Annotated in this window: 16 protein-coding genes; 3 read left to right on the top strand and 13 right to left on the bottom strand. The window is 63.4% G+C overall.

Going from position 1 to position 19,699, the window contains the following annotated elements:
• Positions 1-110: 110 nt before the first annotated feature.
• Positions 111-1,742 carry an FAD-dependent oxidoreductase gene (locus tag J5J06_11935; protein MCO6437791.1) on the bottom strand — a complete coding sequence of 544 codons (1,632 nt, stop codon included), beginning with the start codon at positions 1,740-1,742 and terminating at the stop codon, positions 111-113.
• Positions 1,743-1,827: 85 nt separating this feature from the next.
• Between J5J06_11935 and J5J06_11930 the strand changes: the two genes are divergently transcribed.
• Positions 1,828-3,486 (top strand): SpoIIE family protein phosphatase, encoded by a 1,659-nt coding sequence (locus J5J06_11930; GenBank protein MCO6437790.1) that lies wholly within the window; start codon positions 1,828-1,830, stop codon positions 3,484-3,486.
• 11 nt (positions 3,487-3,497) lie between these two features.
• Here J5J06_11930 and J5J06_11925 read toward each other — a convergent pair whose 3' ends face one another.
• Together J5J06_11925 and tpx are read right to left on the bottom strand one after the other, a co-directional pair.
• Positions 3,498-4,751, bottom strand: a complete 1,254-nt coding sequence (locus J5J06_11925; GenBank protein MCO6437789.1) for a cation:proton antiporter — start codon at positions 4,749-4,751, stop codon at positions 3,498-3,500.
• Positions 4,752-4,930: 179 nt separating this feature from the next.
• Positions 4,931-5,446, bottom strand: coding sequence for a thiol peroxidase (gene tpx / locus J5J06_11920; protein ID MCO6437788.1), 516 nt, complete (start codon positions 5,444-5,446; stop codon positions 4,931-4,933).
• A gap of 383 nt (positions 5,447-5,829) precedes the next feature.
• Here tpx and J5J06_11915 point away from each other — a divergent pair, with 383 nt between their 5' ends.
• On the top strand, positions 5,830-6,819 hold the full coding sequence (locus J5J06_11915; GenBank protein MCO6437787.1) for a HupE/UreJ family protein: 990 nt from the start codon (positions 5,830-5,832) through the stop codon (positions 6,817-6,819).
• Between the two features lie 67 nt (positions 6,820-6,886).
• On the opposite strand, the gene infC is transcribed toward J5J06_11915, so the two are convergent.
• From infC to J5J06_11895, 4 genes are all read right to left on the bottom strand, one after another.
• On the bottom strand, positions 6,887-7,582 hold the full coding sequence (gene infC / locus J5J06_11910; protein MCO6437786.1) for a translation initiation factor IF-3: 696 nt from the start codon (positions 7,580-7,582) through the stop codon (positions 6,887-6,889).
• A gap of 89 nt (positions 7,583-7,671) precedes the next feature.
• A complete protein-coding gene (locus tag J5J06_11905) occupies positions 7,672-9,858 on the bottom strand; it encodes a threonine--tRNA ligase (GenBank protein MCO6437785.1) in 2,187 nt (728 codons plus the stop codon).
• A gap of 334 nt (positions 9,859-10,192) precedes the next feature.
• Entirely contained in the window at positions 10,193-10,489 is a 297-nt protein-coding gene (locus J5J06_11900) for a 4a-hydroxytetrahydrobiopterin dehydratase (protein MCO6437784.1), read from the bottom strand.
• Between the two features lie 414 nt (positions 10,490-10,903).
• Complete coding sequence (locus J5J06_11895) at positions 10,904-12,757, bottom strand: HAD family hydrolase (protein MCO6437783.1); 1,854 nt, start codon at positions 12,755-12,757, stop codon at positions 10,904-10,906.
• Between the two features lie 103 nt (positions 12,758-12,860).
• Here J5J06_11895 and solA point away from each other — a divergent pair, with 103 nt between their 5' ends.
• Entirely contained in the window at positions 12,861-14,039 is a 1,179-nt protein-coding gene (gene solA, locus J5J06_11890) for an N-methyl-L-tryptophan oxidase (protein MCO6437782.1), read from the top strand.
• A gap of 47 nt (positions 14,040-14,086) precedes the next feature.
• Here solA and J5J06_11885 read toward each other — a convergent pair whose 3' ends face one another.
• From J5J06_11885 to J5J06_11860, 6 genes are all read right to left on the bottom strand, one after another.
• Positions 14,087-15,184 carry a PQQ-binding-like beta-propeller repeat protein gene (locus tag J5J06_11885; protein MCO6437781.1) on the bottom strand — a complete coding sequence of 366 codons (1,098 nt, stop codon included), beginning with the start codon at positions 15,182-15,184 and terminating at the stop codon, positions 14,087-14,089.
• A 249-nt stretch (positions 15,185-15,433) separates the two neighbouring features.
• Positions 15,434-15,901 carry a hypothetical protein gene (locus tag J5J06_11880; protein MCO6437780.1) on the bottom strand — a complete coding sequence of 156 codons (468 nt, stop codon included), beginning with the start codon at positions 15,899-15,901 and terminating at the stop codon, positions 15,434-15,436.
• Positions 15,902-15,954: 53 nt separating this feature from the next.
• Positions 15,955-16,449 carry an acyl-CoA thioesterase gene (locus tag J5J06_11875; protein ID MCO6437779.1) on the bottom strand — a complete coding sequence of 165 codons (495 nt, stop codon included), beginning with the start codon at positions 16,447-16,449 and terminating at the stop codon, positions 15,955-15,957.
• A gap of 36 nt (positions 16,450-16,485) precedes the next feature.
• A complete protein-coding gene (locus J5J06_11870) occupies positions 16,486-18,159 on the bottom strand; it encodes a sodium:solute symporter family protein (protein ID MCO6437778.1) in 1,674 nt (557 codons plus the stop codon).
• Positions 18,159-18,401 (bottom strand): DUF3311 domain-containing protein, encoded by a 243-nt coding sequence (locus J5J06_11865; protein MCO6437777.1) that lies wholly within the window; start codon positions 18,399-18,401, stop codon positions 18,159-18,161. The genes J5J06_11870 and J5J06_11865 overlap by 1 nt, the downstream gene beginning before the upstream one ends.
• A complete protein-coding gene (locus J5J06_11860; GenBank protein ID MCO6437776.1) occupies positions 18,398-19,660 on the bottom strand; it encodes a tryptophan 7-halogenase in 1,263 nt (420 codons plus the stop codon). Before J5J06_11860 ends, J5J06_11865 begins: the two co-directional genes overlap by 4 nt.
• Positions 19,661-19,699: the final 39 nt, after the last annotated feature.

Below are 19,699 nucleotides of genomic sequence, written 5' to 3'. Positions count from 1 at the left end.
CCTACTCGCCGCCATCAAAACCGGCCACGGAAACAGGGGAGTATATCCCAAAGAGGCAGGAGAATTCGAGCGGGTTTGGATTGTCCGCCACGGTGGTGTCGGTCCGAAAATCAGCGATGCGGCGCGTACGTCCGGACGATGGCGTGAGCGGATTTGATGCCGTCCACCGCCGCGCTGAGGATGCCGCCGGCGTAGCCGGCACCTTCCCCGACGGGATAGAGCCCCTGGACGCCCTCGGCCTGGCGCGTTTCAGCATCCCGCACGAGGCGAACCGGAGCACTGGCGCGTGTTTCCGGAGCGGTGACGAGGGCATCGGCACCGGCGAACCCCGGAAACTTCGCCTCGAGCGTGGGCAGGGCGCGCTCCAGAGCCGCGCTGACTTCTTTGGGGACCACGGCGCGAATGTCGGTCCATTGTCCGCCGAGCGGAAACGATGTCTCCAGCATGCCGTCCGAGATCCGCCCCTCCAGGAAATCCGCCGCACGTTGCGCTGGAACGCAATAGGTTCGGCCGGTTGTCTCGAAGGCAAGCCGTTCCCAGCGCTCCTGGAAGGCAACGGCATCCAGCGCCGACATCCCCGCCACCGCGGGATTCATCGTGAAAACCAGCCCGCTGTTGGCGAATCGCCCGGAGCGATGCGAACGGCTGGCACCATTGGTGACAATCAGCCCGGCCGACTCGTTCGTGGGCAGAATCACGCCGCCGGGACACATGCAGAAGCTGAACATGTCTCCGTAGTCGCGGGCGGCGCCGCGGGCGACAACGTGATACTCCGCTGCGCCGAGTCGGACATGACCGGCGGCCGCACCGTACTGCCAGCGGTCCACCATTTCCTGGGGATGTTCCACACGCACGCCCATCTGGAACGGTTTGGATTCCACCCGCACGCCCCGGCCGGAAAGCATGCGAATCGTGTCTCGTGCGGAGTGGCCGATGCTCAGCAGTACCGGACCGACATCCATCCATTCGGCTGCACGAGCACTGTCATCCGAAGAAACGTGAACGGCGATCAGCCGGCCGTCCTCGATGCGGATGTCGTCGAGGCGCGACCCGAAGCGGATTTCCCCCCCCAGAGACTCGATGCGCTCGCGGATTCGCGTGCACAGTGTCGGGAGCCTGTCACTCCCCAGATGCGGTCGCGTGTCGACGAGAATGTCGGGGTCGGCGCCGTGAAGGTACAGCGTCTCCAGCACGCTGCGGCAGAGCGGGTCGTTCAAGCGCGTGTAGAGCTTGCCGTCGCTGTAGGTTCCGGCGCCGCCCTCACCAAAGAGCAGGTTCGACTCGGGGTCGAAGTCGCGCTCGCGGTAATAGCGCTGCATGATGTCGCGATGCCGGCGGCGCACCTCTCGCCCACGTTCCAGCACCAGCGGGCGGTAACCCAGCTCCGCCAGTCGCAGTGCGGCGAACATCCCACCGGGGCCGAACCCAACAATCACCGGCCTGTTCGCCGACGGCCCCTTCCCCATGACCAGCGGCTCTTCCGGTTCGGGTTTGATCCACGCCGCCTCGGCCGGGCGCATGCGCTTCAGGCACGCCAGCTCCGACTTACGGCCGCCTTCAAGGGCGATCTCCAGTTGGTAAGAAAAGCGCACGTCCTTCTTCCGCGCGTCGATCGCTCGCCGGACGATGGACCAATAGCGGACGGCCGACTCGGGGATGTGCAGCCGCCGGGCGGCGAGTCCCGGAAGAGCCTCCTCCGACTCGTTCAACCCCAGAAGGACGTTGCGAACCACGATGGGCATAAGCAAACTATGCTAGGCGAAGGAGGTCATTCGGACCAGAAGCCCGCCTCAAGCCGCCTACGCATTTCGCGGAACCTGCGGTAAAATGCCCCGGCTCCACCACGCGTCCATGGAGCGGGGTACGATCCCTATGGCGGAATTGCTGATCACATTGGCGGACGGGCGAACCCGTCGCGTGACCTGCGGACCGTTGCCGCAGGTCATCGGGCGGGACGCTCGCTGTGACATTCCCATCGACGACCTCAGCGCCTCGCGACAACACGCCCGGATTTCGCTGGGCCCCATCGGGTACATCGTCGAGGATATGGGCAGCAAGAACGGCACCCTGGTCAATGACGCGCCCTGCACCGGCCAGCCCCTCCGTGACGGCGATCGCGTGCTGATCGGCTCCACGGCGATAACCTTCCGGGACGGTCCAAAGGAATCCACGACCGGTGTGATCATCTCCGACGACGAGACGGTTACCCCGGCCACGCGCTACGCCACCCGCGATCGCGACCTGCATCTGTCCCAGCAGCGCCTCAAGATGATTTACGAGCTGAGCGAGCGTCTGACGACTCTTCAGGGGTTGACGCCGCTGCTCAACAATGCCATGGATATCTGCTTCGAAATGCTGCATTTCGAACGCGGGGCGATCGGCGTCCGCAGGCCAAGCGGGCGACTGCTCGATTGGCCCGTCGTGCGGAACCTGCGTAACAGCGGCGGCGAACTCACCATCAGCCGGACACTCCTGCGGCGGGCGCTCGAGAACGGCGAACGGGCGATCTTCACGCCGGAAGACGCGGCGGCCCTCGACCCGACAGTAAGCATGATCCAGCAGGGCATTCGCTCGGCCATGTGCGTGCCGCTGATCCACGACGACATGACCCTTGGCGTGATCTACGGCGACCGCATCCAGTCGGCGATGGGCTACGCGCAGGAGGATATCGACTTCCTCGCCGGCATCGCCCGGCAGGTGAGCATCGGGCTGATCAATTCCCGCCTGGCCGACGAGCAGAAGCGGCTCGAACGCCTTTCCCGAGATCTGGAACTGGCCCGCAAAATACAGAACGGGCTCCTGCCCACCGATCTGCCCGACCACGACGGACTGCGCGTCGCGGCGCTCAACGAGCCCGGGCAACTGGTCAGCGGCGATTACTACGACGTAATCGAAACACCCGACGGACGCGTGTGGTGCCTGGTGGCCGATGTCACCGGCGAGGGCGTTGCCGCGGCGATGCTCATGGCCAGCCTTCAGGCGGCCGTCCGTGTGACCATCCGCGAGTCCGACGATCCCGCCGAATTGCTGGCCCGCTGGAACCGCTTTCTGCATCGCAACACCGACCGCAGCCGGTTTATCACCTGCCTGCTGATGCTGCTCGACCCCCAGCGCCGCACCATGCGTTGCGCCTCGGCCGGGCACTTTCCGCCAATGATCATCCGCCCTGAAGCAAAGGAAATCGAAGAGCAGGAAATGGAAACCGGCTATCCGCTGGGAATCATGGAAGCGGAAACCTATCCAGCTTACGATATCCCCCTTGGTGACGGCCCCGTGTCACTTCTGGCCTATACCGACGGCGTGGTGGAAGCGAGGGACACCGAGGAGAACATGTTCGGCCACGCGTCTCTGGTTCGCGCAGTGCAGGAACGGACCCAGCTACCACCGCAGGCGCTGATCAAGCACGTTCGCAAAGAGGTGAGCCATTTCGTCGGCGCGGCCGCGCAGAGCGATGACCTGACGCTCCTGGCGGCGAGGTTGGGGTAGGCATGAAGGTGCTACGTCGCCGGCGCCATCCGGCCGATACGCCGCCCGTACCATTTTGTCCCCGCCGTTGCCGTGATTCCGTGCACCACCACCGACGCAAGGATGAGAAAGCTGCCGAAAATCCAGATTTCTCGGTGCCCCGCGGTGTACGCATGTGCCGCGTAGAAGATCGCCGCCATGCCGATCGGCCCGAACCAGGCCAGGAACAGCCTGCTCGGCCGGTCCTCCGTCAGCGACCGCGAAAGGAAATAGAACCACGGCGGGCGGCGCAGCAACAGCACGGACACCGAAGCCAGAAGCAGCATCCAACCGTGCGCCCGCCATGCGTGCCACGGGAGCATGGCGCCGAAGAGCAGAAACGCCGGCCAGCTCAACATGAGATCGAGAATCTCCTGCACGCGCTCCTGTGCCTGCTCCTGCTTGCGTTCCGGATCCGAGCCCCCAGCCGTGATCGCATTGAACGCGACGCCGGCGACAAATACGCCAAGGATGCCGTCACTGCCGAGCAGCTTCAGCACGCCAAGCGTCAACAGCGCCAACGCCGGAGAGATCACCGTTGCGCTCGCATCGCTTGGCCATCGGCCTTTGACGGCAAGCCGCTGGAGTCCGGCCACAGCCGCGCCCACGGCCGCTCCAGCCACGCACGCCGCCACGATTCCGCGCAGTAACCCCTCCGTCAGGTATCGGTCCCATGCCGGCGCACCGGGCGCCAACAGCGCCAGGAGCGGCAGCGTGACAAACGCGTACGCGGCGCCGTCATTCGCGCCGGACTCGGCCGCCAGACCGTAACGAACGTGCTCCGGCGTCATCGTCTTGGCCAGTTGGCCGGTCGTGATGGCACCGGAGATCACCGGATCGGTTGGAGTAAGGACCGCCCCCAGAAGCAGGGCACTGGCAAAGCCCAGCGGGAGGAGCAGCCAACACAGCGCGGCCGTCGCCAGCCACATGAGCAACATTCCCAGGCTCAGGGCCAGCGCCATGGCCCCCGCGTGTTCTTTCCAGAACGTCCACGGCACGCGAAGCGCAATCGACATCACCGCCGTGGCCACAGACATGCGGGCGATTTCGAGCAGGATATGGTGCGGCACACCCCAGGCGTCCGGCCGCACCAGTCCGAGCATGGCCGGTCCGACCAGAATGCCGAGAGCCGTCGCCGCCAGTGGGGCCGACGGGAGCCACGCGGAGCGCTTCAGCACGCCGGCCGACAACGCCAGCACCAGCGCCGCCGCCGCCGCGACCGCCAGGCTCATGTACAACTGGTCCATGATTCCCAATCGTACCCGGCGCGCGGCAAGGCCAGACAGATCCTGCGCTGCAGCAGCGCCGGAATGTCTTGCGCCGGCAACGAGAAAGGAGTTTCGCGAAGTCCATATTGTCGGGCGTGCCCGCCGGTCCGGCTCATGGGGCCGGCACCGAACCGCCCGCATCACTCGCCGTGAGTCGATTACGCCTCGGCCGCTTCGCGGGCCGCCTTGAGAATCGCGTCATAGTTGGGCTGCTCGGCGATTTCCGGTACGTATTCCGCGTAGCGGATCGTGCCCCCGGCATCCACCACAAACGCCGCCCGGCAATTCACTCGCAGGTCGGGAACCAGCGTGCCGTAGGCCTTGCCGAAGCTCGTGTCCTGGTGGTCGCTGAGCACGTGCAGCTTCTCACGGTCAATGCCCTCGGCCCCGCAGAACCGGGCCTGGGCGGTGGGCAGATCGCAACTGATGGTGTAGAAGGCGATATTGCTCATCTTGGCCGCTTCCTCGTTGAATCGCTTGGTCTGCGTGGCGCAGACCGGCGTGTCCAGCGAAGGCACGACGCTGAAAATACGCGTCTTACCCTGGGTCTCCGAGACCTTGACCTTGTCGACCAGGCTTTTCTTGAGCGTGGCATCCGGGGCCTTGTCGCCGGCCTTCAGCTGCGGGCCTTCGAGATTCAGCGGATTGCCCTTGAGGGTAACGGTGCGGCTCATGGTGTGCTCTCCCTGTTTTCGACCGGCGAGCTCGCGCTCGTTTCCGGGCGATGTCTATTCCTGTCAGCCATCTACAACCATCATGAATGAGGGTACTGTAGGCGGCGCGCCAAAGAGCGTCAAACCGCTTCAGACCATCGAATGACGAAGCTGCAACATGATAAACTGGGCCGATTTCGCCCGATTTGATGTACCCAAGGAACTTCCTTTTGAATCTGAAGGCGAGCATTGTCAAACAGGCCCCGCCACGAACCAGCGTGCCCGCCCTGGCATGCGTCGCCTGCCTCACGCTGGGCAACTTCGCGACGTCGGCCCTCGCGCACCCATTCACCATCACCGACACCATCGCAATCCTGAAATCGGACGGCACCTTCCAGGTGGACATGCGCATCGATGTCGATGCCCTGGCTTTGGGCGTGTCTTCGGCACTGCCCTCCGAGGAACTGGCCGAGGAGCTGCGCTCGATGCCCGTCGACGAATTCATGCGAAGTGTCGAGCGGGCCCGCCGAACGATCGAGCGCCGCGTTCGTGTCCGGTTTGACGACGAGATAGCCGACGCGAGTGTCGACTTCCCGGAGATGAGCGCGGCCGAGCGCCCGCCGGGCGAGGAGCCCACAGTATTGGGAACCACGGTTCGCTTTACGGGCCGCATCCCGCCGAATGCCAGGACATTCACCTTCTTCGCGTCGCGAGCGCTCAGCGCCGTGCATCTGACCATCTTCGATCAGCCAGCGACTTCGGCAACCAAGATGATCCTCGCGCCGGGTGAGGAAAGCCCGCCCTACGCCCTCGGCGTCGGCGCGGCCCCGCCCACGCGACTCGATGTCCTGGGACAGTACGTCGTCCTGGGCTTCGAGCACATTCTGCCCAAGGGCCTGGACCACATTCTGTTCGTGCTGGGACTGTTCCTGCTCAGCGCGAAGCTCCGGCCGTTGTTCTGGCAGATTACGGCGTTCACCGTGGCCCATTCCGTGACGCTGGCCTTGTCCACATACGGAATGCTCTCGCTTCCGTCGCGACTAGTCGAGACGATGATCGCCATGTCGATCGCTTATGTGGCGATCGAGAACGTGCTGACCACGAAATTGAAGCCCTGGCGTCCAGCGGTCGTGTTCATGTTCGGCTTGTTGCATGGGTTGGGCTTTGCCGGCGTTCTCAGGGAACTTGGCCTGCCGCGGGGCGAGTTCCTCACGGCGCTGATTTCATTCAACGTGGGAGTCGAACTGGGGCAGATCGCCGTCGTGTTGGCAGCGCTGGTGGCCGTGGGGTGGCTTCGAGATTGGAAGTACTACCGCCGGGTCGTGATCATTCCCAGCTCCCTGATGATCGCGGCGGTGGGACTCTACTGGTCGGTCACCCGAGCGCTGGGGTAGAGCGCGACCTCGTTTCGCCGCGACGTCGCCCCCATCCTCTCCGGTCTCGGCAGCCGATGAGCAGCGGTCATCCTTGCGTGCCCGACGATTGCCCTGCACGTTCGGCTTCCGCCTCGCCGGGGGACTGTGGGGACGCAGCGCTCTCGACCTTTTGGGCATTCTGTTCCGGCGCATCCTGCTTCGTCGGAGCGGGCTTCTTGGGCGCCGCCTTCGTATTCCCCCCGGCCTGCCCTGAAGAGGGCTTGGGTTTCGATCCCGTCTTGGCCGGCGCGACGATCATGACCATTCGCCGCCCCTCGAACAGCGGCGGCCGCTCGATCTTCACCGACTCGCCCATCTCCTGAATGATCTCGTTGAAGATGCCGGCCGCGAACTCCTTGTTGAAGCGCTCACGTCCGCGGAAGAGCATGGTGAACTGAACCTTGTTGCCTTCCTCGAGAAACTTCTGGGCGTTGCGCATCTTGATCTGGCGATCGTGCGGGTCGGTCTTGGGTCGGAGGCGAATCTCCTTCAGCTCGACCTGGTGAGCGGCCGCTGCCATCTTGGCCCGCTTCTTTTTTTCGTATTGATGCTTGCCGTAATCCATGATGCGGCAAACGGGCGGGTTTTCCGTGGGAGAGACCTCCACAAGGTCCAAACCCGCCTCGCGGGCAAGCGACAACGCTTGGTCGACGGGAATAACCCCGAGCTGGTTCTGATGCTGGTCGATCACCCGGACCGGGGAGATGCGAATCCGATCATTAAGCCGAAGTGCCTTTGCGATGACTGATTCCTTCTACTAAAACCGAAAGGGGCGACTTGCACTCGATTTCACCGCGACCGCCGCCGGTCTGGGCGTCGCCCCGAGTTCCCTCAAGATTGCGACAACGTCTCCCGCCCTTTGCTGTCCACCTCCGCCCGGGCGGCGCGGAGGAATGCGTCCAACGCCATGTTACCCAGCGATCGCCCGTCGCGGTCATTGACGTTGACCTCGCCGGTCTCGGACTCCTTCTCTCCAACCACCAGCAGGTAATTGATTTTTTCCGACCGCAACCGGTGCTTCTTGGGGCCGATCTTCTCGCTGGATACATCGAGCACGGCCCGAAGTCCCGAGCCTTCGACAACCTCGAAAACCTTCCGGGCATACGCCTCGCTCTTCTCGCTGACCGATGCCACGGCCACCTGCACCGGCGACAGCCACAGCGGGAACGCGCCTGCGAAGTGCTCGATCAGGATGCCCACGAATCGTTCCATACTGCCGAACGGTGCCCGGTGGACCATGATCGGGCGATGCGGAGAGTTATCCGGACCGATGTACGAGAGTTCGAAACGCCCGGGCAGGTTGTAGTCCGCCTGGACCGTGCCGAGCTGCCAGTTCCGCCCGATGCAGTCCTTGACGATGAAGTCGATCTTCGGGCCGTAGAACGCCGCCTCGCCTTCCTCTTCGCTGAATTCGATGCCGCTTTCGCGCACGGCCGCGCGGATGGCCTGCTCCGCCTTGGCCCAGTTCTCCGGCGAACCGATGTACTTGTCGCTGGCCGGATCGCGCAAGCCCACGCGCACACGGTAGTCCTGCATGCCCAGGATTTCGAACACGCCGCGGGTAAGCTTGACGGTTGTCAGCAACTCGTTGTGCAACTGCTCGGCCGTGCAGAATAAGTGCGCATCGTCCTGCGTAAAGCCGCGCACGCGCGTCAGCCCGCTGATCTCGCCGCTCTGCTCGTAACGGTAGACGGTGCCGTATTCGGCGAAGCGAACCGGCAGGTCGCGATAGCTGCGCGGGCGAGCGGCATACAACTGGATGTGGTGCGGGCAGTTCATGGGCTTGAGCAGGTAGCCCATTTCACTGCGCAGCGCCTCATAGAGCGCTGGAATGACCTTTTCCAGTTCGTCGCCGGGCTGCACACCTTCGACGGCTCCAAAGGCGGAGAACACGCCCTCGAGCATCGCCCGAACACCCGCGACGCCGTGCTCCCGCGCTTCGCCGGTCATCTCCTTGACCCGCTGGGCGAGCTGCAGCGTTGCCTGCATGGCCTTGCCGCGATCGCTCTCGAACATCGCCGGATACTGGGCGTCTTCGTAATACGGGTAGTGCCCGCTCGTGCGATACATGGCGAGCTGGCCGATGTGCGGCGAAACGACGAGCTCGTAACCGAGCTTGAGCATCTCGGCCGTCAGGTACGACTGGAGCTCGTTGCGGATGATCGTGCCCTTGGGCATCCACAGCACCAGCCCGCTGCCCACCATCTCGTTCTGGTGGAACAGGTCGAGCTGCTTGCCGATCACCCGGTGGTCGCGGCGCCGCGCCTCCTCGAGCTGCTTCAGGTAATCGTCGAGCGAGGATTTCTTGAAAAATGCTGTGCCGTAAACACGCTGAAGAGGCTGGTCGTTGACGTCGCCACGGTAAAACGACCGGCTGACCTGGCGAACCTTGAAAGCCTTGATGGCGCCGGTCGACGGAATATGCGGGCCGCGACAGAGATCTTCGAAATCCCGCCCGGGTTCCCGACCGGTTACGTAGAAACTGAGCGAATCCCCCTCGGCCCGCTCGGCGTTGTCCACCTTGTAACGATTGTGCTCGTCCTTGAGTTTGGACATCGCCTCCCCACGCGGCATGTCGTAGCGGCAGAAGGGGCGGTCCTCCTTGACGATGCGGGCCATCTCCTCCTCGATTCGAGGAAAATCATCGGGAGTGATGGAGTGCGGCAGATCGATGTCGTAGTAGAAGCCGTCCTCGAGCGGGGGCCCGTAGACGAGACGGGTCTCCGGAAAGAGCTTGCAGATCGCCTCGGCCATAACGTGCGCGGCGCTGTGCCGGAGCACGAACAAGCTCTGGGGATCGTCATCCGAGGCCGTGAGAACGGTTAATGCGCACTCGTTCGGCAACGAGCGGTTGAGATCGAGCGTTTCGGAATGTCCGTTGACCGTAACGCGCCCGGCGACGGCACGCCGGGCCAATCCCGGACTGATCGAAGCGGCGATGTCGGCCGTGGATGCGCCGTCGGCAACCTCAAGCACAGTACCGTCAGGAAGCGTGACCTTCAGAAACCGTCTCCCCATATCGACGCGATGCTACGTCCCCCGAGTCCGGAAATGCAAAGAGCGAGACGACGCCCGACGACGAACCATGCCCGACAAGCCCCGGTTTGTCACCAGGTCCTCGGTTAACACGATTCCGTCGTCATCGAGCCTCGACCCGCTCTTCCTGCGAAAAGACCCATGATCCTCCGACACGGAGGATGGGCGACAATCCATCCAAACTTCAATATAGCACATCGGCGAGTTCGGTCAAGCTGATTAGCCACACCACGGCGTTAACTCGACGTAATTCCAAGCCCACCGCCGTGGGGCCGGAAACAAGCAAGCCCCCGCTTTTCGGCACGATGGGTGGGCCTCAGGACGCACTGGCAAGCGCATTCATCTTGACGGCAAGCTGGGTATCCTTGGAGGTGATGCCTCCTGCGTCGTGGGTCGTCAAGTCTACCTGAACACGATTGTAGACGTTACTCCACTCCGGGTGGTGGTTCATGGACTCGGCCACCAGGGCGGCCCGGGACATGAACCCAAAGGCCTCGACAAAATCGGCGAACTTGAACTCGCGGTGCAGCTTGCCGCCCTTGACATCCCAGCCGGGCAGTTTGCCAAGGATGTCCCGTATTTCCTGCTCAGTCAGCTTGGGGTCGCCAGGCATCGAAAGACTCCTCCTTTCAGCCGTGCCATTTGGTGATCGCCCGGCGCGAAGGGACGCCTTCGACCGAGCGGCCTGCCCAATGCGGGCCTCGGGGGAGCGTAGGAATCCGGGCAGTGATTGACCAGCCTAGACCGGCGCCGCCAGGAAAGATGAAAACAGGCTGGAAAGCAGCGTGGTCAGAACCGTCGCGATGATTGACGCGATTTGCGTCAGAAAGTCCGTCGAGGTCAGGAATCCACCGATGTCGAGCATCACATTTCCCCTTTGACTTCGAGAGAGATCGTTCCGCATCACGGGCCGCGCGCCACGGCCGGGGGTGAATTTCGAGAAAGTATACTGCCCGATTCGGCCCGGCCACAAGTCGGCCCGGCGCCCGGTGCGTGCGAAATCGTCGCAGGGGGAGCGACTCTCCTGTTACGAAGCCGGTGTTTCCGTTTCGATGAAGTGCTCCAGCGGCTTCGCTTGGGAAACCTCCAACCGCCAGAGTGAACCGCCGTCCACGGCCTCCCCATCGGGCGAGAAGCCCAGATCGCGATACAGGTCTTTTACAAGGGCGTTCCTTTCCGTCGGGCGGTAAACGCCCGCGATCACACGCACGCCCCGGCGACGCGCTTCTTCCAGGATGTCGTTGAATAACAGAAACTCAACTCCGCGTTTAAGCACACGACAGCTCATCAGCCAGTCCTGTACCGTCATGACTTCCCCGTCAACGGTCGCTGAAAAAACGCAAATCAGCCCGTGGTCACCGAAACAGTCCCGCAGGCGAACGTAACGCGTGACCGCCTGAGGATCGTCCGCCAGCGCCTCCATCTGCGCCGGCGTCACCCGACGCGTCGTCACGTTGAATTGATTTGTCTTGTTGGTCAGTTGGGTGATGCGCTCCAGGGAGGCCTCGTCAAAGGGGCGGACGATCGCCCACATGTCCAGCGACTTCAGGTACGCCGTGAGATCGGTGGCGGCGGCGAGCGCCTCGCCGGCGGCCCGACGCCGGCGGTACGTCTGCGTCCTTTCGCGGTCCTCGGCCGTGAGCGCCACCGCTTCGAAATAGTGCCCGGCGTCAAGCATGGCCGGATATTCCGCCGGATCGTCCCCCACCTCGGGAATCGCCACCTGCGGCAGGATCTGCCGAACCTGCTCGCGCTCCGCAGGGTTGTCGTCCACAAAGACAAACGAATCGAGTCCCAAGGAGAGCTCCTCGGCAATGGCACGAAGGTTGTCCGATTTCGGCTGCCAGTTCGCCTTGAACGCCACGAAATCGTCAAGCTTGAGGATCGTCTCGGGATGATCGGTGAAAGCTCTGCGGGCGATCGACTCGTCATTCTTGCTGCACACGGCCAGGACGATCCCCCGATCGCGCAGCGCCTTCAGATACATCTGAAACGCCTTGAACGCCTCTCCCGCCGGAGTCCCCTCGCCGATTTCGATCCCCTCCAAGCCATCATCGCCCAGGATGCCGCCCCACAAGGTGTTGTCGAGATCGAGAGCGACAAGCTTGTACGACTTGCCCAGCGCGGCCGCAACGATGCCCGCGATGCCACGAACGTAGTCCGGCAGAGACGCAAATGACACCGGGTGTTTGGCGTGATACCAGTAGCGTGCGTCAAAGAATGATCGCATGCCGACGCGCTCGACCAGCGCCGCGACGTCGTGAATGTGGACGTAACTTGGGGCGCAATCGCCAAGTGCGACGTTGACACGGCGGACGAAGTTGGCGGCGTCACCGGGGAGCTTGGCGCCCAGGTTCCCGGCGGGACGCGCGGGCGGCGGGTGAAGATTGTTCAGCACGATGTCGCACCCGGTGCGGTCGTGCAGCGCGGCACAGGGCTTGAGCAGGTAGTCCACGGCCTGCTCGGCGAGCTCAACGGCGTCCGCCTGGCCTGTCCCGATCTCCGGCCAGGCGGGCAGGTTGTAGGGCGTGTTCACCACAACCGCGATGCGCGGCCCGAACGCGGTGACGGGCGACGCCGGATCGATCATCTCCTGAACGAACTGGCCGTAACCGCCGACGTGAATCTCGGCGGCGATGCCCCGGGCCAGCAAAGCCAGCCTAAGCGGCTTGGCCAGCAAGTCGATGGTCGCACCGCTGAGAAGCGCCAGTCGGACCGGGGTGAGCCCCTTGGGCGGCCCGGCTTCCTTCTCGAGGCGATCGGCCTGGCGAGCGAGGGACAGAAGCGCCGTGTAGTCCGCGCAGGTCTGGGCCAAGGCGCGGACGCGAGACCATGCCGAGGCGGCATCTCCCGCGGAGATGAGTTTTTTGAGGCGCTCCATACGTTCATCATCGGACGCACCAGGGAATCGTTCAAGTTGACCGCCCGAGGGGCACTCGGAAGCGCTGGGAAGCGTTCGGATAAGAGCTTTCCCATTCCCCAATGTGCTCGTTAGACTCGTCCGCGTGGAACAGTTCGACGCCATCGTCCTGGGATTGGGTGTAATGGGCGCGGCCACGCTGCGCGAGCTTTCCGCGCGGGGCTTGCGCGCACTTGGCATCGACCGTCACGGAATCGCCCACGATCGGGGCAGCTCGCACGGCGAGCAGAGGCTGATCCGCACGGCCTACTTCGAGCACCCGGCCTATGTCCCTCTGGCCCAACGCGCATTTGTGCGGTGGGAGGGAATCGAACGCGAGGCCCGCGTGCCCCTGCTGAAACGCTGCGGACTGGTCCTGATAGGCGAGCCGCCGGGACCGGTTCTTTCGGGCATTCGCCGCGCATCCGAGGAGCACGCCTTGCGACTGGAGACGCTTACGCCCACCGGCCTTGAACACCGCTGGCCGTGTTTTCACGTCGAAGACCGTCTCGAAGTGCTCCATGAGCCGGATGCCGGCGTGCTCTTCGCAGAGGCGTGCGTACAAGCCCTCGCGGAACAGGCGGTGTCGTCGGGGGCACAGATTCGCGCGCCTGAGATCGTGCAGGACTGGTCGCCGGAAAAGGGCGCGGCCGGAGCCAACAGCGTCGTCGTTCGTACCGACCGAGATGTCTACCGTGCCGCTCGGCTCGTGATTTGCGGCGGGCCTTGGTCGGTATCGCTGTTGCGCGCTTTGAACCTGCCGCTGGTCGTTCGGCGAAAGGTCATGCTCTGGGTCTCGCCCGTGCCGGAGAGCTTGCACCTTGATCGTGGCGGACCCGTTTTCGCCTACGATCTTGCCGGCGAATTCTATTACGGCTTTCCCTCACTCGACGGACAATCCGCAAAGGTAGGTATTCACACCGGCGGATCGAACGTCACCGCACCCGAAGATTTGGATCGCCGCCTGAATGACGGAGATGTGACGCCGATCCGTTCCTTTCTCTCGCGGCACATGCGCGGGCTTGGCAACGACGTGCAGCGACACTCCGTCTGCATGTACACGATGACGCCGGATGAGCACTTTATTCTGGATCGATTGCCCGGGCTGCCGGAAGTCGTGATCGGAGCGGGGTTCAGTGGGCACGGATTCAAGTTTGCCCCCGTGATAGGAACAATCCTCGCTGACCTGGCCATCAATGGCGGAAGCGAACTCATCCCGCCGGGCCTGTTTTCCATTGATCGACTCGATGGCGGTTTAGGTTGAGCGAGAGCCCATCGGCATGCCGAACCTGAATTCCCGAGGTTTGAAGTCTAACGCGGGCCCGCCGATTCATCGTGCTTTTCGCCGAAGCAGTAGAGCAGGCCGTCTTCCGTGCCAATGACCAGTCGCCCCGCTGCAACCGCCGGCGAGGCGGAGATGGGTCCGCCCGCCTCGAATCGCCAGAGCTCCTTTCCCGATTTCGCGTCGAGCGCGTAGAGAACACCGTCCTGCGAGCCGACAAAAATCCGCTTGCCAACGATCACCGGCGATCCGTCTACTCGACCCTTCGTGGCGAATTCCCAAACGGACTTGCCCGTGTCGGCGTCCAGGGCGCGGACACGCTTGTCCCGCCCGCCGAGTATGACCAGCCCTTCGTACACGACCGCCGAGGACATATAAGGGAATTCCCGGTCGGGGTCGGTGAAGGTCCAGAGCGTTTCCCCGGCCCTCCAATTCAGCCCGCGCACGGTGTTGCCATAGGTGCCGATGTACGTTCGCTCACCCGCGATGACGGGCGACGCCCCGGCCACGGAACCCATCGCCACTTTCTGCGCCGACCGCCCGTCGCCCGCGTCGAGCACGTGAAGGAACTCGTCGCAGCCCGAGACGATGACGAAAGCACTCTCGGCGTATCGATCGCTGATCGCCGGCGTGGCGTGGACCCGGCCTTCCGTTTCCGTCTTCCAGAGCAGTTCGCCGGAATCTCGCCGAAGTGCATACACGAAACTGTCGTACGATCCGACGATGATCCGGTCTCCGATGACATTGGCCGAGGAGATGACCTCGCCATCGGTGGAGAACGCCCAGCGAAGCGCGCCTGTTCGCCGGTCCAGGGCGCGGACGACGCCGTGGTCGTCGCCGAAGATGACGAAATCGCCGGTGACCGTCGGCGACGACCGGACGAATCCCTCCGCCTTGAACTTCCAGCGAAGCGCGCCGGTGGCAAGATCGAGCGCGTAGAGGTGCTCGTCGTCGCTGCCGACGTACACCATGCCGTCGGCGATGGCGGCCGTGGAGGTGATGGCATCGCCCGCCTCAAAACGCCAGAGCACCTTCGGATTTTCGGGCAGAGAGGACTCCGCAATACCACTCAGGGCAGAATCACCGCGGAACATGGGCCAGGCGTCGGGCGGTGCGGCAGCCCGCACGGAAGGGGTCCGCGTCACCAACAAGAAGGCAACAGACAAAAGGCAGCAGGCAACAGAAGAGGCACAGAAGACACTTGTCCGAGAGCTTGGTGCGCCACTGCTCTTGAGTAGTTCGCTCCACGCCGGCGTCCGCATGGCGCGAACCACCCGCCAATCCGAGCGGCCGCGGACACGCGAACCGCGAAACCGGTGCGCGCCTGTTTCGCCCTCACACCTGATCTGATGCGGTATTCGCTGAGACATGGTCCATTACGTTGGTTTGAATCGAAGCACCAGGGCTGCACCCACGCCGGCCAGGAGAATGCCGAGGTAGAAGTAGATGCTCGGTGCCTTGGCCGGCCGGCTCCAGATCATCGCCACGAACGTATTGACGATGGGCGCGCCGGCAAAAACCAGCGGGGCGACATAGATGGGTTTCCCCTGGGCCTTCAGCGCGAATACGATGCCCAGGGCGCCGATCGCCCCCAATATGCCCGCGATCGTGGCCATCATTCCACCGGCCGCATTAAACGACCACGGCTCGGCATTGGTGAATCGTACGTAGAGCAGCACCGCCACCGAAACCACGAAATAGGCCAGCCCCACGAAAAGAAACGCGCGGAGTGCGCTGTTCTTCCCCAGGGCCATTTGCCCATGGTGCAGCGTGGGCACATAGGCGCCCCAGCAGAGCACGGTCAACAGTACAAAATAAGGCCACAAGACCGGAGCTGTTTTCATCGTTTCCATCCCTAGGGTTACCTTTGCCGGCTTGGGAAAAGCCCCTCCCGATTTTATTGGGATGGGCCGGTCAATGACTCGGTGGCTGGCGGCGGGGAGTCTTCGGGGACGCCGGCCGCGCTGACGAGTTTCTCGCGCAGGCTCGGCGGGATCTCCGTCGGGCCGAAATTGCCGCCAGACATCGTGCAGCACACCGCCGTGGTCCGACCGATGGCAATCCTCTCGCCGCCGCGGCGGAACTCGATCTCGTAGCTCACTGAGCGGTTGCCCACGTGCGAAACGGTCAGGGCCAAATCGAGCACGTCTTCGAAACGGGCCGGGGCGAAGTATTCGCAGCCCGTGGCGACCCGCGGCCAGCTCACGGCGTGGTCGCCGTTCTTCACCACGACGCTCTCACCGAGCGACCTCCAGAAGGCGTGCTCGGCCTCCTCCATGTAGCGGTAGTAGTTGGAGAAGTGAAGCACGCCGGCCATGTCGGTGTCGGAGAACTGCACGGCACGATGATAGAGATACGCGTCAGCCATGTTCGCATTCAGAACCGGAGGCATGATCCGCGTACCGGACCCTGCACCCCCAATCGCGTTCTATGCCCGCACCGTCCCGAAGAACTTCTCGATCGTCGCCGCCGACGGCGGGCGGGTCAACAGAGACACAACCACCAATGCGAGCGTTGAGGCGGCCACCATCGTCGCCGCCGGCATCATGCCCAGGAACAAATAGTTGTCATCACCGGCGAATCCCGACTCGGCGAAGAGCCAGATCCACGTGGCCGCCGCCGTCAGTACGCACGCGTACGCCCCCGCCTTGGTCACACGCCGCCAATAGACCGCCGCAAAGACCAGGGGAAACAGACTGGCGAATCCGCTGAAACACCACACGCCCAGCGTGAACACCCCGCCGGGGCGGAATTGCGCCAACGCGTACGTCGCCGCCACGATCAGGATGACGAACAACCGGCCGAGAAAGACCCGTTGGCGGTCGCCGATCCGGTCATGCTTGATGTAGTGGGCGACGATGTCGTTCGTGAAAATGCTCCCGATGCACAGAAATTGCGAATCGAGCGAGGACATGATCGCCGCGAGAATGCCCGCCGTGAGAAATCCGCCCAGCACCGGCGTGGTGAGCTCGGCCACCAGTTTGCCCAGCACGGCATTGGGATTGGTGAATCCGTACGGGATCACGGGCTTGCCGTCGATCATCGCCGACGTCGCCCACACGCCGATCATCACACAAGGCGCCCATACCAGCAGAATCAACAGCGGATGGGCGACGACGCTCAATCGAAACGACCGCGCCGACCGCGCCGTAAGCCAGTGTTGAAACAGATGCGGGAACATCCCCACACTCAGCGGGATAAAGAAATACGTAAGGAAGTGGAGCTGCGTGAATCCGTGGGGACGCTCCACCTCCGCCGGTTTCGGTCCGCGCTCCTCGGGCGGCGCGGCCTCCCACTTGGCCAGGCGCTGACCGTGCACCTTGAGATCGCCCTGGTAGCGAGTCAGCGGATCATCTGCGTCGACCGTGCGACGAAGGTAATGCGGGTTATGCTCCTGGACCATGGCCGTGGCGTTACGCACACCGCCGAACTTGTCCGCAATGAGCACAAAAGTGAAGCACCCGATGAACAGGAATACGAGCGTCTGAAAGGCGTTTGCCCAGGCCGTGCCGCGCACGCCGCCCAGGAAAACGTAAAACAAAACGACGAGGCATATCGCCAGTGACCCCAGCCAGTAGGGGACCGCTCCCGCCGCAACGACGGTCCGGCCGGTGAAATACGCCGGGAACACACTCGGAAACGCGCCCTCGGTGACCTTCTCGATCGTTGCACCCGCCCCCATGATGCCGATGAGCAGGTAGGGGATGACCAGCCCCACGAGCACCGGAAACAGGATCAGTCCCAGCTTGTCCGACTCAAACCGATCGCGGAAGAACTGAATCTGCGTTACGTAGCCATGCCGCTTGCCGAAGGACCAGAGCTTGATGCCGATCAGGAAGAAAACCGCTGCGTGGATGATCCCCGACCACGACGCCATCAGCCCGTAAACGCCGATCCCCGCCTTGAAGGACTCGCCCGTCGATCCGACCATCGCGAACGCCGTCATGGTCGTACCGAATAGCGACATGAGCAGCAGAAATGACCCGATGCCCCGCGAAGCCAGGAAGTAGTCGCTGGCCGTGCCGCGAAAGAACCGGCTGCTCGCCACACCCAGGAGCAGCAGCAGCGCCAGGTAGCCGCAGATGATCCCGACCTGCAACATCAGTGCCCCTCCTGACCGCGCGCCTGCGCCTTGGGAAGGGACTCGATTTCGTCAACGTCCTTCGGCCAGCAGAAGTGGTTGGCCAGGGCCCAGGTGCAGGCCGCCGCGATGGATATCCCCATGTGGTAGGCCAGCCCGATGGGAATGAACCCCAGCACCAGCGTCTCCGAATCGTCCCAGAACCAGAAGTCCTGATGCAGCACGATCAGCAGAATGACCAGGGCATACACGAAGTTCTTCATACCGCGGTTACTCCGCTGTCCAGTTGAATGGCCTCGGGGAATTCCATCCATCCTCTCATGGCGTCGAAGACCTCCCCGACCTCCTGGTTGAATACGTCGCCAATGAGGATGCGCACGATGTGGTCGTGCAACTGCGGATGCTCTCGCGTAAACGATGCGAAGCTGAACCCCTTGTTGTAAAAAGCATGAACCAGCAGGCGGATCATCTGCATGCCGTGAAGGAACTGGGGCGCAAAAGCGCCCAGTCGCTCGCCGGAGATATCGCCTTCCCGCAATCCCTCGTGGACGGCGTCGGCCGCCCACTCCCCGCTCTTCAGCGCCAGCATCACACCCGACGAATAGATCGGGTCCAGGAACCCGAAGGCATCACCCACCAGCACCCAGCCGTCACCGGCCAGGCGCCGCGAGCGGTACGAAAAATCGCTGGTCACGTAAGCCCCGCTGATTCGCTCCGCCCCCTCCAGCCGGCGGGCCATCCCGGGGCAGCCGGCGATTTCCTCCTCCAATGTAGCCAGGGGATCATCGCCTCGAGCCGTGCACAAATGCGAGGGCGGCGCAACTACGCCGATGCTCGCAACGTCTTCCGGCAGGGGGATGAACCAGAACCAGCCGTTTCGCTGGGCCGTGTTCAGAATGATCGTCGCTCCGGCGTTCCGGCCCTCGTCCCGCCGGGCGCCCCGGTAATAAGCGTAGATGGCCGCGTTTCGCAAGTGTGGATCGCCGTAGCGCAAACCCAACTGCCGCGAAAGCACAGAGTTCTGCCCCGAAGCATCGATGACCGCTTCCGCGGCAAGATTCAGCGTCTCCCCGTTGTGAACCACATCCACGCCCACGGCACGCGAGCCCTCGAAGAGCACGCGCTTGGCCCGGGCGTTCTCCAGCACGTCGGCGCCCAGTTCACGGGCATTGTCCAGCATCATGCGATCGAATCGGTCCCGCGGCACCTGCCACGTGGTCGACCATTCGCTGGGATCGCGATCCGTGAAATAGAATGGTTGCGAGTCCTTGCCCGACTCGGAAACGAACTGCACGCTCTCTTTGCGAGGGAAATCCGAAGCCCGCAGCTTGTCCAGCATGCCGATGCGCTGGAACGTCCAGAAGGTCTGGGGCATCAGCGATTCGCCGATGTGGTGTCGTGGGAATCGCGACTTTTCCAGAATGAGCACCTTCCGCCCATGCTGGGCCAGAACCGCCCCCGCCGTGGATCCCGCAGGACCGCCTCCAATCACGATGCTGTCGTACTTCCGCTCGGCTTTCATTTTTGTGTCAGATATCTGGCACTTCGACCATATACCGCC

This window comes from Phycisphaerae bacterium, from assembly GCA_024102815.1.
Classification (GTDB): domain Bacteria; phylum Planctomycetota; class Phycisphaerae; order UBA1845; family UBA1845; genus JAGFJJ01.
Note: the sequence above shows the minus strand (reverse complement) of the source record. Positions and strands in the feature narration are given on the sequence as shown.

What these genes read in the sequence shown, in the direction of transcription:
- J5J06_11930 (MCO6437790.1), top strand. Translation starts at nt 1,828, where the DNA reads ATGCCCCGGCTCCACCACGCGTCCATGGAGCGGGGTACGATCCCTATG.
- J5J06_11880 (MCO6437780.1), bottom strand. Translation starts at nt 15,901, where the DNA reads ATGAAAACAGCTCCGGTCTTGTGGCCTTATTTTGTACTGTTGACCGTG.
- J5J06_11875 (MCO6437779.1), bottom strand. Translation starts at nt 16,449, where the DNA reads ATGCCTCCGGTTCTGAATGCGAACATGGCTGACGCGTATCTCTATCAT.
- J5J06_11895 (MCO6437783.1), bottom strand. Translation starts at nt 12,757, where the DNA reads ATGGAGCGCCTCAAAAAACTCATCTCCGCGGGAGATGCCGCCTCGGCA.
- J5J06_11870 (MCO6437778.1), bottom strand. Translation starts at nt 18,159, where the DNA reads ATGTTGCAGGTCGGGATCATCTGCGGCTACCTGGCGCTGCTGCTGCTC.
- tpx (MCO6437788.1), bottom strand. Translation starts at nt 5,446, where the DNA reads ATGAGCCGCACCGTTACCCTCAAGGGCAATCCGCTGAATCTCGAAGGC.
- J5J06_11935 (MCO6437791.1), bottom strand. Translation starts at nt 1,742, where the DNA reads ATGCCCATCGTGGTTCGCAACGTCCTTCTGGGGTTGAACGAGTCGGAG.
- J5J06_11915 (MCO6437787.1), top strand. Translation starts at nt 5,830, where the DNA reads ATGCGCATCGATGTCGATGCCCTGGCTTTGGGCGTGTCTTCGGCACTG.
- J5J06_11900 (MCO6437784.1), bottom strand. Translation starts at nt 10,489, where the DNA reads ATGCCTGGCGACCCCAAGCTGACTGAGCAGGAAATACGGGACATCCTT.
- J5J06_11905 (MCO6437785.1), bottom strand. Translation starts at nt 9,858, where the DNA reads ATGGGGAGACGGTTTCTGAAGGTCACGCTTCCTGACGGTACTGTGCTT.
- J5J06_11925 (MCO6437789.1), bottom strand. Translation starts at nt 4,751, where the DNA reads ATGGACCAGTTGTACATGAGCCTGGCGGTCGCGGCGGCGGCGGCGCTG.
- J5J06_11860 (MCO6437776.1), bottom strand. Translation starts at nt 19,660, where the DNA reads ATGAAAGCCGAGCGGAAGTACGACAGCATCGTGATTGGAGGCGGTCCT.
- J5J06_11865 (MCO6437777.1), bottom strand. Translation starts at nt 18,401, where the DNA reads ATGAAGAACTTCGTGTATGCCCTGGTCATTCTGCTGATCGTGCTGCAT.